The organism is Leptolyngbya sp. FACHB-261, assembly GCF_014696065.1.
Classification (GTDB): Bacteria; Cyanobacteriota; Cyanobacteriia; order FACHB-261; family FACHB-261; genus FACHB-261.
In genome coordinates this window covers 474,306-486,611 of sequence record NZ_JACJPL010000015.1, presented here as the reverse complement: position 1 = coordinate 486,611, position 12,306 = coordinate 474,306, and the positions used below count along the sequence as shown (strand labels likewise).

Annotated in this window: 15 protein-coding genes; 9 read left to right on the top strand and 6 right to left on the bottom strand. The window is 51.9% G+C overall.

Annotated elements, in window-relative coordinates; translation table 11 throughout:
* The first annotated feature begins 97 nt into the window (after window positions 1-97).
* The gene (locus H6F94_RS08420; protein ID WP_190801755.1) at window positions 98-1,573 is read left to right on the top strand and encodes a leucyl aminopeptidase; all 1,476 of its coding nucleotides are present in this window, start codon (window positions 98-100) and stop codon (window positions 1,571-1,573) included.
* Window positions 1,574-1,743: 170 nt separating this feature from the next.
* On the top strand, window positions 1,744-2,481 hold the full coding sequence (locus H6F94_RS08415) for a Uma2 family endonuclease (protein WP_190801754.1): 738 nt from the start codon (window positions 1,744-1,746) through the stop codon (window positions 2,479-2,481).
* A 490-nt stretch (window positions 2,482-2,971) separates the two neighbouring features.
* Here the strand turns inward: H6F94_RS08415 and H6F94_RS08410 are convergent, their stop codons facing one another.
* On the bottom strand, window positions 2,972-3,421 hold the full coding sequence (locus H6F94_RS08410; RefSeq protein WP_190801753.1) for a PPC domain-containing protein: 450 nt from the start codon (window positions 3,419-3,421) through the stop codon (window positions 2,972-2,974).
* A 147-nt stretch (window positions 3,422-3,568) separates the two neighbouring features.
* Between H6F94_RS08410 and H6F94_RS08405 the strand changes: the two genes are divergently transcribed.
* Genes H6F94_RS08405 through H6F94_RS08390 form a run of 4 tightly spaced genes read left to right on the top strand, consistent with a single transcriptional unit; the run spans window position 3,569 to window position 5,720 of the window.
* Window positions 3,569-4,678 (top strand): S-(hydroxymethyl)glutathione dehydrogenase/class III alcohol dehydrogenase, encoded by a 1,110-nt coding sequence (locus H6F94_RS08405; RefSeq protein WP_190801830.1) that lies wholly within the window; start codon window positions 3,569-3,571, stop codon window positions 4,676-4,678.
* 21 nt (window positions 4,679-4,699) lie between these two features.
* Window positions 4,700-4,954 carry a hypothetical protein gene (locus H6F94_RS08400; RefSeq protein WP_190801752.1) on the top strand — a complete coding sequence of 85 codons (255 nt, stop codon included), beginning with the start codon at window positions 4,700-4,702 and terminating at the stop codon, window positions 4,952-4,954.
* Window positions 4,951-5,166 (top strand): DUF2283 domain-containing protein, encoded by a 216-nt coding sequence (locus H6F94_RS08395; RefSeq protein WP_190801751.1) that lies wholly within the window; start codon window positions 4,951-4,953, stop codon window positions 5,164-5,166. Before H6F94_RS08400 ends, H6F94_RS08395 begins: the two co-directional genes overlap by 4 nt.
* A gap of 23 nt (window positions 5,167-5,189) precedes the next feature.
* The gene (locus tag H6F94_RS08390) at window positions 5,190-5,720 is read left to right on the top strand and encodes a GrpB family protein (RefSeq protein WP_190801750.1); all 531 of its coding nucleotides are present in this window, start codon (window positions 5,190-5,192) and stop codon (window positions 5,718-5,720) included.
* 87 nt (window positions 5,721-5,807) lie between these two features.
* Here the strand turns inward: H6F94_RS08390 and H6F94_RS08385 are convergent, their stop codons facing one another.
* The gene (locus tag H6F94_RS08385) at window positions 5,808-6,062 is read right to left on the bottom strand and encodes an acyl carrier protein (protein WP_190801749.1); all 255 of its coding nucleotides are present in this window, start codon (window positions 6,060-6,062) and stop codon (window positions 5,808-5,810) included.
* A gap of 174 nt (window positions 6,063-6,236) precedes the next feature.
* On the opposite strand from H6F94_RS08385, the gene fghA reads away from it, so the two are divergent.
* The 3 genes from fghA to H6F94_RS08370 all read left to right on the top strand — a co-directional run bounded on the left by fghA (window position 6,237) and on the right by H6F94_RS08370 (window position 8,884).
* A complete protein-coding gene (gene fghA / locus H6F94_RS08380) occupies window positions 6,237-7,085 on the top strand; it encodes an S-formylglutathione hydrolase (protein WP_190801748.1) in 849 nt (282 codons plus the stop codon).
* A gap of 218 nt (window positions 7,086-7,303) precedes the next feature.
* On the top strand, window positions 7,304-7,462 hold the full coding sequence (locus H6F94_RS08375; RefSeq protein ID WP_190801747.1) for a hypothetical protein: 159 nt from the start codon (window positions 7,304-7,306) through the stop codon (window positions 7,460-7,462).
* 39 nt (window positions 7,463-7,501) lie between these two features.
* Complete coding sequence (locus tag H6F94_RS08370; RefSeq protein WP_190801746.1) at window positions 7,502-8,884, top strand: family 10 glycosylhydrolase; 1,383 nt, start codon at window positions 7,502-7,504, stop codon at window positions 8,882-8,884.
* Between the two features lie 15 nt (window positions 8,885-8,899).
* Here the strand turns inward: H6F94_RS08370 and H6F94_RS08365 are convergent, their stop codons facing one another.
* From H6F94_RS08365 to H6F94_RS08350, 4 genes are all read right to left on the bottom strand, one after another.
* Window positions 8,900-9,238, bottom strand: a complete 339-nt coding sequence (locus H6F94_RS08365; protein ID WP_190801745.1) for a carbon dioxide-concentrating mechanism protein CcmK — start codon at window positions 9,236-9,238, stop codon at window positions 8,900-8,902.
* Between the two features lie 153 nt (window positions 9,239-9,391).
* A complete protein-coding gene (locus H6F94_RS08360; protein WP_190801744.1) occupies window positions 9,392-9,703 on the bottom strand; it encodes a carbon dioxide-concentrating mechanism protein CcmK in 312 nt (103 codons plus the stop codon).
* Between the two features lie 92 nt (window positions 9,704-9,795).
* Complete coding sequence (locus H6F94_RS08355) at window positions 9,796-10,278, bottom strand: glutathione peroxidase (RefSeq protein WP_190801743.1); 483 nt, start codon at window positions 10,276-10,278, stop codon at window positions 9,796-9,798.
* A 367-nt stretch (window positions 10,279-10,645) separates the two neighbouring features.
* On the bottom strand, window positions 10,646-12,280 hold the full coding sequence (locus H6F94_RS08350; RefSeq protein WP_190801829.1) for an NAD(P)H-quinone oxidoreductase subunit 4: 1,635 nt from the start codon (window positions 12,278-12,280) through the stop codon (window positions 10,646-10,648).
* Window positions 12,281-12,306 lie beyond the last annotated feature (26 nt).

Below are 12,306 nucleotides of genomic sequence, written 5' to 3'. Positions count from 1 at the left end.
TTTTGTGCTCACCACCCTATAATTAACCGTCCAACCGATTCTGGGACAGGAAAACTACACTGATAAGTACAAAAAATGAAGTTGTAGCCGAAAGATTATGGAGTTTCAAACGCCAGGTACTTCTTTGTTGGACTGGTCAGGGGACGGTTTGGTTCTGGGCTTTTTTCAGGGCGACCAGCAGCTTAGCGGTCCCCTAAGCACCTTGGATGAAAAAATCTTGGGTGGCACGCTAGCGGAAGTCATCGCCGAAACAGAATTTGAAGGCAAGCCGGGCTCTAGCACCACAGCGCGGGTAGGCAGCAAGAGCCCTATTCACAAGCTTGTGCTAGTGGGGTTGGGCGAGCGGGACAAAGCCACGCTGGATACGCTGCGTCGCGGAGCAGCGGTTGGGATCCGTCTGGCGAAGCAAAACCGCTGTAAGCAGGTTGGTGTCGCTTTTCCCCTGTTCAATGACGATGCTGCTCTGACCACGCAAGCTCTGGTGGAGGGGATCACCCTAGCGCTGCATCAGGATGTGCGCTTCAAGTCGGAGACCAATGGTGAGGCCAAACCGCCGGAACGTATCGACCTGCTGGAGGTGGGCTCTCAACCGGAGGCGATCACCAAAGCCAAGGGCATCTGTGAAGGGGTGATTTTGGCTCGGGAGCTGGTGGCGGCTCCAGCCAATCTGGTCACACCAATCACGCTGGCGGAGACGGCACAGCAGATCGCTCAAGATTACGGTCTGGAGCTAGAGATTCTAGAGCGTGAAGACTGCGAGAAGCTAGGCATGGGGGCTTTCCTGGGCGTAGCTCAAGCTTCCGAACTGCCGCCTAAGTTTATTCACCTGACCTACAAGCCTGTAGGCGAGCCCCGTCGCAAGCTAGCAATCATCGGCAAAGGTCTGACCTTTGATTCTGGTGGCCTGAATATTAAAGGGGCAGGCAGCGGCATCGAAATGATGAAGACTGACATGGGCGGCTCGGCAGCAGCTCTGGGTTCGGCCAAGGCGGTTGGTCAGCTCAAGCCGGATGTTGAAGTTCACTTTGTGGTGGCGGCCACTGAGAACATGATCAGCGGTCATGCGATGCACCCTGGCGATATTCTCACGGCTTCCAACGGCAAAACCATTGAGGTTAACAATACCGACGCCGAGGGCCGTCTGACCCTGGCGGATGCTCTGGTGTTTACTGAGAAGCTGGGTGTAGATGCGATTGTGGACTTGGCGACGCTGACCGGTGCCTGTGTGATCGCTTTGGGCGACGACATTGCCGGTTTATGGAGTCCCAATGACGAGATTGCGGAGCAGTTTGACAAGGCTTCAAGTGTTTCGGGTGAGAAGTTCTGGCGCATGCCCCTAGAAGAGAAGTACTGGGACGGCATGAAGTCGGGCGTTGCTGACTTTAAGAACACAGGTCCTCGTCCGGGTGGCGCGATTACGGCGGCGCTGTTCTTGAAGCAGTTTGTCAAAGAGACGCCTTGGGTTCACCTGGATATTGCCGGTCCAGTTTGGGCTGATAAAGAAAGCGGTTACAACAACACGGGTGCAACCGGCTTTGGCGTGCGGACGCTAGTGAATTGGGTGACCAGCTAGTTTGATACTTTAATCTGACGCTTTAAACCTGATGCTCTAACCGCTCGATTATCAGGTCGATGGTGCAAAAGCCTCTCTTTGAGTTTCGAAGGGAGGCTTTTGCTTGCGACGGTAAGATTGAGGCAACTGGCTCTTGCTTGCAGTTCTCTTACTTGCAACTTAGTGCGGCTATGACGGCGCTCTCCCCCGCGACCCAAGCCACTGAAATCTTTTATCCCAGTTCTGATGGTGAACCGGTAGCTGAAACCTATGCTCACCTATATGTTTTGTTGGTGACGCTTGAAGTTCTGAGGCAGTACTTGCTGGGGCGTCAGGCGACAGTGTTGGGCAACCAGTTTCTCTACTTTGCAAAGGATTTTCCCCGCTTACGGGTCGCGCCGGATGTGATGGTCATTTTTGAGGTGACCCCGGGCGGTCGGGATAATTACAAAGTTTGGGAAGAGGGCCAGGTGCCAGCAGTCATTTTTGAAATGACTTCGAAGGGAACCAAAGACCAAGATCTGATTCACAAAAAGATGCTCTATGAGCAGCTAGGTGTGCAGGAATATTGGCTGTTTGACCCGAAGGCGGAGTGGATTGAAGAACAACTGCGCGGCTACCGGTTACGGGGAGACGTCTACGAACTCATTCAGGACGGGCTCAGCCAACCGTTGCAACTGCGTCTACAGCCTGAGGGCTCACTGATTGGTTTCTATCGAGAGGATACCGGCGAGAAGTTGCCCATTCCCGAAGAGTTGGCGCAGGCTCTACGCGAAGAGACGCTGGCTCGGCAGCAGGCGGAGGAACGGGCAGAGCAAGAGCGCCAAAGAGCGGAGCAGGAGCGCCAACGGGCAGAACAGGCACTCCTGCAAGTGGAACAGCTCAAGGCACAGTTGAGGGCGATGGGTGTTGATCCAGATGCCTCTTAAGGTGGCGACAGGCTAAATACGGCTACATAGACGAAGCCTGCATACGCAGGTTAGCCCCTTGCAAAGCGTGCAGGCGGTCTTAGTTTGAGGAGCCCCCAAAGCTTTATCTTGAAGGCGCTCAATTCGGCGTTGGGTACTGGTGGGATGCCTGTGCTCTTAAGTGGGATGTGGGGTGCAACGCTGACAGCATTGGTCCCACTGTTATGGGGCTTTGTCCCATAGATGCCGGAAACGGTCTCACCAGTTGACACCCCATCTCCCACTCGGGATCAGACGTATCCCACCGCTGGCGGCATTTGTCCCACTGGTAATCGGTGATGTCCCATCGTTGGTAAGAACTGTCCCACTTGCAGCAGCATTGGTTGTAGGTTTGAGTAAACTGCGCCTAGCCCAAAGCGTCCAAATAAACCCAACCCCCTGGCTCCTCCATCGCGCACAGCTTTGAGGAACCAGGGGGTCGAGTTTGAATTGGTCCTAACGGAATCGGAGCTTACCGCACAGGCGCGTAATAGCCCACCTTCAGGGTGAAGGCACCCGTCCGCACCTCACCCACTGTCTGTACCCGAATCGTGTAAGTACCCGCCTTATCCAACAGCGCAAACAACTGGGAATTGGTGCTGCCTCCCGGCTCATCGTCGTTCTCCGCAATCGTGGTGCCATCGGGGCCTAACAGCGTCACCATCGGATCGAGAACCGTTGATTCAAGATTGATGCGAACCACCCGACCCGGATTTTTGACCTCAATCACATAATCCCGAGCAAAGCTACCCTGACCCGTGGGCAGATCGTTTCGCGTTAGAGAATCACTCACTTGATTGCTAGCCGGTAGAGGCATGGGCGCATAGCCTCGCTGTGCCTGCGCAGGTAGAACAAATGGCCCAACCAACATAGAACCAGCGACAAGAGTGGTCACGGTGCTGGGAACGAGCTTCCGAAACATAAAAAATCCCCTTATTTTGAGTTCAGACAAGCAGACTTGTCTAAGCAGCGTTCCCTACCATCCGTAGACAACAGCGCCTCTCCAGGAAAATTGTATGCTGGGCGTTTGGGGCAACAGAACTGGCCCTTCTCAAGACAGGAGCAGATGATGAACGTTAAAGCAGCAGTCGCCTTTGAGGCAGGCAAACCCCTCAGTATTGAAACTGTGCAGCTTGCGGGCCCCAAAGCTGGCGAAGTTTTAATTGAAATCAAAGCAACTGGCATCTGCCACACTGACGCTTACACCCTCTCTGGCTCGGACTCCGAAGGACTCTTCCCCGCCATCTTGGGGCACGAAGGTGCAGGCGTCGTTGTAGAAGTTGGCCCTGGTGTCACTAGCCTCAAACCTGGCGATCATGTCATTCCGCTCTACACCCCAGAATGCCGACAGTGCGAATACTGCCTGAGCCAAAAAACCAACCTCTGTCAAGCTATTCGCTCTACCCAGGGACGAGGCGTCATGCCTGATGGCACCAGCCGCTTCTCTCTAGATGGTCAGCAAATTTTGCACTACATGGGCACCTCGACCTTTGCTAATTACACGGTGCTGCCCGAAATTGCCGTAGCCAAAATCCGCGAAGACGCGCCTTTTGAAAAAGTTTGCTACATCGGCTGTGGTGTCACCACAGGCATTGGCGCCGTGATTAACACGGCCAAAGTTGAACCAGGCGCTAGAGTTGTTGTTTTCGGACTGGGCGGCATTGGTCTGAATGTGATTCAAGGGGCTCGTCTGGTAGGAGCTAGTCAAATTGTTGGGGTCGATATCAATCCCAGCCGCCGTGAGTTGGCAGAAAAGTTCGGCATGACTGACTTTGTCAATCCCAAAGAAGTTGAAGGCGATTTAGTTCCCTATCTTGTAGACCTAACCAAAGGCGGTGCCGACTACAGCTTCGAGTGCATTGGTAATGTCGATATCATGCGTCAGGCCCTCGAATGCTGCCATAAAGGTTGGGGAGTCAGTGTGATTATTGGGGTTGCCGGTGCTGGTCAAGAAATTCGCACCCGCCCCTTTCAATTAGTCACTGGCCGTGTTTGGAAAGGCACTGCCTTCGGCGGAGCTAGAGGCCGTACGGATGTGCCCAAAATTGTGGACTGGTACATGGACGGCAAGATCAACATCGACGATCTGATCACCCATGTGCTCCCCGTCGACCAAATCAATGATGCCTTTGATTTGATGCACAAAGGCGAGTCAATTCGCAGCGTGGTGACGTTTTAGTCGCAATTTGACAACATTGACGTGAAGACAACTAGCTACTTTGAGCAGAAGCTGCTAGAACGACCAGAAATTCAACGTGAATGGTGTAGACGTGTACTGAGTAACCCACTCAAAGTAGCAATACAGCCCAATGGCCGTGTCAGTTACTGGGCAGCGATTGGTGAGTATGAAAATCGGGTGCTTAGAGTCATCGTGTTGGAGGATGGAGAAACTGTACACAACGCCTATTTCGACCGCAATTTTTTATCAAGGCTAAAGCGAGGGCTGGAACCATGAAGATACGGTACTTCTCTGACACTGACACTCTCTCGATTAGGTTGAATGACAAGCCCAGCGTTGAATCAGAAGAGATTGCCTCAGATGTTGTGATCGATTTCGATACCGAGGGAGGTGTTGTTGGTCTCGAGATCGATTTAGCCTCCTCAAAAGTTGATTTGAAAACTTTAGAGCTTAAAGGATTGCTGACACCAGTTGCAAACGCTAATTAACCGAGCTGGAAGCAAACTAACCAATGGATGAAATCGTTATCGTCGAATACGACCCACGCTGGCCCGCTCAGTTTGAAGCAGAAAAAACCAAGATCTGGGAAGCATTGGGCAATGAGCAGGTTGTCGCGATCGAACATATGGGCAGCACGGCGGTGCCAGGCTTAGCTGCCAAACCGATCATTGATTTGATGGTTGGTGTTCGTTCCTTAGATGCTGCCAGGCAGGGCATCCCGCACTTAGAGTCGCTGGGTTATATTCACTGGCACGATGATCCCAATCCAGAGCGCCTATTTCTGGTTAAAGGTATGCCTCCCTTTGGTAAAGAGCGTACCCATCATATTCACATCGTTGAAGCGTATGGCAAATTTTGGGAACGGTTGCTGTTCCGAGACTACCTGCGCGCTCACCCCGAAGAAGCGCAGTGTTACGCAGCCCTCAAACGCGGCTTGGCTGCTCACTTCCAAACAGACCGAGAAGGCTATACAGAGGCAAAAAACGAATATATCCAGACCATTATGAAACGAGCACGTCAGGAGCAGAATATTGGCAGGTAGTGCGCTCAGTTAGTAGGAAATCAAAAATAATCGAGCCTTTAACTGGATTGATAGGCTACTTGAAATCCGGACCCCTAGTTGCTTTTCTCAATCTTCATCCTGCAGCTTTCTGGTGAAATAGCTGGCAATTTGTTGTGCATTCACGTCTTGAACTTCCTCCAGATCCTCGAAGGGAATGTCAAGATCAAATTCCTCTTCCAAAGTCAAGACTAGCTCCACAATATCGATAGAATCTGCACCTAAATCTGCGACTACATAAGTACTTGAAGTGATTTGCTCTCTGCGGCGCTCAAAGACTTGGGCTAGAACTTGTTGAACTCTGGCAAAAATTTGCTCATCCATTTTTAAAGTGGTTGCTATAAAAAGTCGCTTTAAAATTCCTTAAGGTGCTTCAGCTTGGATTTTTTAAGTTAAACCTGTATTCTCTAAGCAACCTAAAGTAGCTTGGTCCAATTCCAGTAACCAGTAGTCTTTTCATTGTAGAAATCACGCTCTTCTTGCAAATTCAGATAGCTTATGCCAACCTCTCCCAGTCTGGTCAGCGAGTATCGTTGCTTCGGTGGCAAGCTCGGCTTTTACAAGCATTACTCCCAAACTTGCAATGGGGAGATGCGTTTTGCAGTCTATCAACCGCCTCAAGCTCAATCGAGACGATTGCCAGTACTGTACTTCCTCTCCGGGCTGACCTGCACCGAAGAAAATTTCATGGTCAAGGCTGGGGCGCAACGCTTTGCTGCCGAACATGGCTTGATTCTCGTAACTCCAGATACCAGCCCTCGCGATGCAGGCATCGAAGGCGAAAACGACGACTGGGATTTCGGAACGGGTGCTGGATTTTATGTGGATGCCACTGCCCAACCCTGGCAAGCTCACTATCAAATGTATAGCTACGTGGTTGAGGAACTGCCTGCCCTAATTGCTGAGCACTTCCCAGTTCAGCCAGGACGACAGGGCATCTTTGGACACTCCATGGGAGGGCACGGAGCCCTAGTCTGTGCGCTGAGAAACCCAGAGCGCTATCAGTCGGTCTCAGCCTTTGCCCCCATCGCTGCGCCGACCCGTTGTGCCTGGGGCCAAAAAGCCTTTGGCAATTATCTTGGCCCTGACTCGGAAGCTTGGCGCGCTTATGACGCTAGCGAACTGGTCCTCTCCGCTCACGACAACCGACTGATTCTGATCGACCAGGGCAGTGCCGATCCATTCCTGAATGATCAACTACTGCCTGAGGTGTTTGAGCAAGCCTGTGCCAAGGTGGGCCAACCGCTCAACTTGCGCCGACAGCCTGGCTACGACCACGGTTATTACTTCATCACCACATTTGTTGAAGATCATATCCGTCACCATGCGGCAGTTTTGCTCCCCTAGCGGGCTCCTCCCTTTAGAAGGACTCTAGAATCGTAGCTGAGAGACACAATTGAACGGAACAACGCCTTGCGCAGAGCGTCAATCACCCAGGCAGGTGAATCCATCAGATGAGGTCTCTTGACGGAACGAGCATATAGGTTAAGGATTGTTCAAAGGTTCATGGCCTACGAAGGATTGTCTGATTCTGGATCATCCTTCTGTGCCTAGGAGCACTCGCGATGGCTGGCATTATCATCTCTACGCTTCTGGCCTTTTTCCTGATTCTGCTGGCCTATGCAGTATCTCTGCTCATCCCCTTTCTCTCTTGGTGTTTGGTGCTTCTGGCCATAATCAGTTGGGTTCTAGTCTTTGATTGGATGAACCAAGAACGCCGCTAAGCACGGGCGACTATGAGACCTGGATGAGACTTGCAAGCCATGAGACTTGAACAGCTGCAGCGCCGAAATGTAGGCATCAGCCTGTCTAAGCTGAGCGCTGAGCCAGAACTGCTCGTGCAGTTACAAGAGAATTTGGCCCGTCTAGGGTTGTATACCAGTCGCATCGATGGCTCCTATGGCCCTCAGACCGAGGCTGCTTTAGAAGCCTTTTGTCATGCTGACTTAAACCTCCTGGACCAAGGGGTTCTCGGTGCCAGCTTTGCTCAGGAGTTGTTGAGCCGCCGTCAGAATAGCCCGTTCCGAACGGCTTCCAGTTCTCTACCCCACCTCCCTCAAGAGCTGAGAGGCATTTGGATCCCTAACGTCAATCACAGCAAAGTACTCGATTCACGAGTCAATCTAGCTCAGGCAATGGAATTCCTGGCTGAGCTGAGATTCAACGTTGTGTTTCCTGTGGTTTGGAATCAGGGCTTTACGCTTTATCGCAGCCAAGTCATGTTGGATCATGGCTTTGCCTTCAATATTGCTCCCTATTTTGCCCATCAAGGCCGTGATCCGCTGGCCGAGCTGATTGTTGAAGCCCATAGCCGAGGCATCGTAGTGATTCCCTGGTTTGAGTACGGCTTTGCCAGTTCGCCTAAGCGCCAAGGTGGACATCTTTTGCAGAAGAAACCAGCATGGGCCGTGCGTGATGCTCAGGGTTCTTTGCTGCACAAGGGCGGCATGACCTGGATGAATGCCCTTGACCCTGAGGTGCAAGAGTTCATGCAAAGCCTCATCCTTGAGGTCATCCAAAAATATGATGTGGATGGCATTCAGGGCGATGATCGGCTGCCTGCTCTGCCTGCCGAAGCGGGTTATGAACCTAGTACGCTCATCCGTTTTCGAGCTGAGTTTGGTCAGGCTCCGCCAGCTAATCCCAAAGATTCAGCTTGGCTGCAGTGGCGAGCCGACCAATTGACTGACTTTCTAGCTCGCCTATACTCCCAGATCAAAGCGATTAGGCCGCAACTAGTGGTCTCAATGGCTCCCAGTGTCTATCCTTGGGGCTTGCAGAACTATCTTCAAGACTCTAAAGCTTGGATGCAGCGTGGTTTGGTTGACCTACTACATCCTCAAATTTATCGCTCCGATTTCGGCAAGTATCGGCAAGAAATTGAAAAGCTGGGGCAGTATCTCGGAGCTGATCAGCTACAAAAATGTGTCCCAGGCGTTGCCTTTAAAGCCAATGGTGTCGAGTTGAGTTGTCAGGATCTCTTGCGGATCATTCAACTCCACCGTGAGCATGGCATCCCAGGAGAAGTCTTCTTTTTCTACGAAGGCTTGCGCAGGCAGAGCAATGCCGTAGCCAAGGCCTTGAAGGGAGGACCCTACGCGACCTTGGCTTCAGTTCCTTTTTCACTCCAAGCAGACCTGGCTTAAACCTGTCTAGACCTGCTATGAGCGATTAATCGTGACCTGCTCCACAGCATCCAGGAAGCGTTCGACTTCACGCGTATAGGCAATTGGTAGAACACATTCCACGTTCTCATGCGGACGCGGAATAATCACCCAAGATTCCATCGTGCCGCCGTGAACATTTTCAATCGCAGCAATGCCTGCCGCAACAGCAGCTTTCACCTCAGAAACATCGCCGCGAACATTAACAGTAAAACGGGCACTACCCACGCGAATGTAGCCCACTAGCGTGACTCGGCCTGCTTTGACCATTGCGTCTGCCGCTGCCAACACTGCCGGAAACCCTTTCGTTTCAATTGATCCAACCGCCGATGGCATGGCCGATCTCCCAGAATTCAATCAAATGTGCAGAATGTAAGACTGATTGTACGAGACTCAGTTGCTGATCCTCCAGCAACTGCTGACCTAATATTGCGCCTTCTTTGAGCTTTGTGGCTACGGCGTCAGCACAAACAAGCTGTAGTCCAAGTTTCAGGGGATTCGGAACTGTTCAACTGTCTCGGTATACTCAATCGGCAAAACTTCCACAACATTCTCTGGTGGGTTGGGAACGATGTAGTAGTCAACCACCGTTCCTCCAAAGACTTGCTCTGCTGCTTCAACGCCTGCTGTAATTGCCGGTTGTACTTCTGAATTGCTACCCCGAATGGCAACCAAAAATTGCCCACTCTCGGCGATGCCATAGTAAACCAGGGTGACCTGCCCTGCCTTGACCATTGCGTCTGCTGCTGCCAGCACTGCCGGAAACCCGATTGTTTGAATAACACCGACTGCCGCTGGCACTGCTGCTCTCCCCTGAATTAATCAAGTCAGCATTCATTGTAAAAGCCTGAGGGGCTTCTCGGACATCTTGGCATTTAGCGAACTACAGAAATCTACTGTTCTAGCTCCCGCTCAATCGCAGAGACCAACTCGGGTGCATCCGGCTTGACACTGCTTTTGAATCGAGCAATGACTTCCCCCTGTTTATTAACTAGAAATTTCTCGAAGTTCCAAGTCACATCGCCTGCAGGCTCGACTGCGTTGCTCAACACAGCATAAAGGGGATGCTGCTGTGGACCTTTGGCCTGTACTTTCTCAAATAAGTCAAAGCTCACACCATAACGGTTGGTGCAGAACTCCATGATTTCCGCACCGCTACCGGGTTCCTGTGCGCCATAGTCATTGCAAGGAAAGCCCAATACACGCAGACCCCGGTCTTTGTATTTCTGGCTCAATTTCTCTAGACCATCGTACTGCGGTGTGTAACCACAGTATGAGGCTACGTTGACGATCAGGAGCACCTTACCTGCATATTCTCCCAGTTGCTTGTCTTCCCCCTGAATTGTTTTGACCGCAATATTAGAGACGCCACTCATACTCGCTACCCTTCGCTTCTGCGTCCGTTGCTGTTTGAATTCCCTCAGATATTATCCCAACTCCTGCCAATCCGCCTGCATCTAGTCTACGGCTCCCTGCCGAAATGGAATGGTTGAGATTTGAGGCGAGATGCACAACTAATTCAGATTAAAATTATCTTTCGTGTTTGCATCTTTTGTGTTTTCAAGGAGTTTGGAAAAACGCTCTGAATCAGTTTGGTCGCCTCAGTTCAAACGCTTGGGAGCTTTACAAGTTAAAAACGATTTAGCTCTGCCAGCCCAACGCTAAAAAGAGCCTCCCTTAGGGAAGGCTCTAGCATCAATAGGTGACTCAGTTGAGGTGTCTACTGGCTTGTCAATCGAACGTTTAGTGGGGGAGCGAGACGGTTTCCATTACTCCCAGCAACTCGCCCACCTTAGCTCCAGGCAGTTTAGGAGCCACAAATGTTTGCGTATCAAGATAGGCAGGACTGGCTTCGGCAACGGTTGGTAGCGCATCCCGGACATGGGCAATCACTGCCACCGTCTTGGCATCGTAAGTTTGGGTAGCAACCTTGGGGTATAGACCAATCCCGATGATCGGAATCAGCAGACAGAGAGGAACTAGAACTTCTCTGGGGCTAGCATCAGCGAGATTCCAGGGCTCGGGGACCAGGTAGGGGTTCTCGGAGCCGTAGAAGACTTTGCGCAGCATCGAGAGCAGATAAATGGGTGTGAGGATAACACCGACTGCTGCCAGCAGAACCACAACCGTTTTGAAGCTTGAGCTGTAGGCATCGCTCGTGGCCAGGCCCAGGAAGATAGTTAGCTCACCAACGAAGCCACTCATACCGGGCAAAGCCAAGGAGGCCATTGAGCCAGCAGTGAATAGAGCAAACACCTTGGGCATGCGCTTGGCCATTCCACCCAGTTTTTCCATCACTAGGGTGTTGGTGCGCTCGTAAGTCACGCCGGACAGGAAGAACAGCGCCGCTGCAATCAGGCCGTGGGACACCATTTGCAGGACCGCGCCGTTAAGACCCAGCTCGGTAAACGAGGCAATCCCCACCAGTACGAAGCCCATGTGGGAAATCGACGAGTAAGCCAACCGACGCTTGAGATGGGTTTGAGCAAAGGCCGTGAACGCTCCGTAGAGAATGTTAACCACCCCAAGAACTACCAACACCGGGGCAAAGTAGGCATGGGCGTGAGGCAGCATCTCAATGTTCATGCGGATTAGCGCATAGCCTCCCATCTTCAGCAGAACGCCTGCTAGCAGCATCGAAACTGGAGCAGAAGCCTCGCTGTGGGCATCCGGTAACCAGGTGTGCAGCGGAAAAATGGGCAGCTTAACCCCAAAGGCAATCAGCAGAGCAGCGTAAACCAACAGCTCGAAGGTGAGCGAATAGTGCTTGTGGGCTAGGGCGCTCAGGTCAAAGGTAACGGTATCGCCATAGAAGGCCATTGCCAAAGCTGCGACCAGAATGAAGATCGAGCCTAAGGCAGTGTAGAGAATAAACTTGGTCGCTGCGTAGAGACGCTTGGCTCCTCCCCAAATTGAGATTAGGAGGTAGACCGGCACCAGCTCTAGCTCCCACATCAAGAAGAATAGGAGCATATCTTGAGCTGCGAATACGCCGATCTGAGCACTGTACATGACCAGCATCAGGGCGTAAAACAGACGGGGTTTGCGCTCAACCTTCCAGCCCGCCACAATTGCTAGAGTTGTCACCAACCCTGTCAGCACAATCAGAGGCATAGAAAGGCCATCAACTGCAACTGACCAGTTGAGGCCCAATTGAGGCACCCAGGGATAACTTTCAGTGAGTTGGAACGCGTGGTTGCGCAAATCGTAGTGACGCCCGAAGGTAAACAGCGTCAGCACAAAGTCGACCAGTCCTACCCCCAAGGCATACCAACGAACCGTTCTGCCCTGTTGGTCAGGAAGTACGGGGATGGCTAGAGCCGCAAGCAGGGGTAACAGAACGATTGTGGTTAGCCAGGGAAATTGACTACTCATCATCACTGAGAAGATATACCTATCGCCTA

Bases quoted from the DNA above. Each gene is read 5' to 3' on its own strand.
- H6F94_RS08410 (WP_190801753.1), bottom strand. From the start codon at position 3,421: ATGTTTCGGAAGCTCGTTCCCAGCACCGTGACCACTCTTGTCGCTGGT.
- H6F94_RS08370 (WP_190801746.1), top strand. From the start codon at position 7,502: ATGAGACTTGAACAGCTGCAGCGCCGAAATGTAGGCATCAGCCTGTCT.
- H6F94_RS08375 (WP_190801747.1), top strand. From the start codon at position 7,304: ATGGCTGGCATTATCATCTCTACGCTTCTGGCCTTTTTCCTGATTCTG.
- H6F94_RS08390 (WP_190801750.1), top strand. From the start codon at position 5,190: ATGGATGAAATCGTTATCGTCGAATACGACCCACGCTGGCCCGCTCAG.
- H6F94_RS08395 (WP_190801751.1), top strand. From the start codon at position 4,951: ATGAAGATACGGTACTTCTCTGACACTGACACTCTCTCGATTAGGTTG.
- H6F94_RS08385 (WP_190801749.1), bottom strand. From the start codon at position 6,062: ATGGATGAGCAAATTTTTGCCAGAGTTCAACAAGTTCTAGCCCAAGTC.
- H6F94_RS08365 (WP_190801745.1), bottom strand. From the start codon at position 9,238: ATGCCATCGGCGGTTGGATCAATTGAAACGAAAGGGTTTCCGGCAGTG.
- H6F94_RS08355 (WP_190801743.1), bottom strand. From the start codon at position 10,278: ATGAGTGGCGTCTCTAATATTGCGGTCAAAACAATTCAGGGGGAAGAC.
- H6F94_RS08420 (WP_190801755.1), top strand. From the start codon at position 98: ATGGAGTTTCAAACGCCAGGTACTTCTTTGTTGGACTGGTCAGGGGAC.
- H6F94_RS08405 (WP_190801830.1), top strand. From the start codon at position 3,569: ATGAACGTTAAAGCAGCAGTCGCCTTTGAGGCAGGCAAACCCCTCAGT.
- H6F94_RS08350 (WP_190801829.1), bottom strand. From the start codon at position 12,280: ATGATGAGTAGTCAATTTCCCTGGCTAACCACAATCGTTCTGTTACCC.
- H6F94_RS08415 (WP_190801754.1), top strand. From the start codon at position 1,744: ATGACGGCGCTCTCCCCCGCGACCCAAGCCACTGAAATCTTTTATCCC.
- fghA (WP_190801748.1), top strand. From the start codon at position 6,237: ATGCCAACCTCTCCCAGTCTGGTCAGCGAGTATCGTTGCTTCGGTGGC.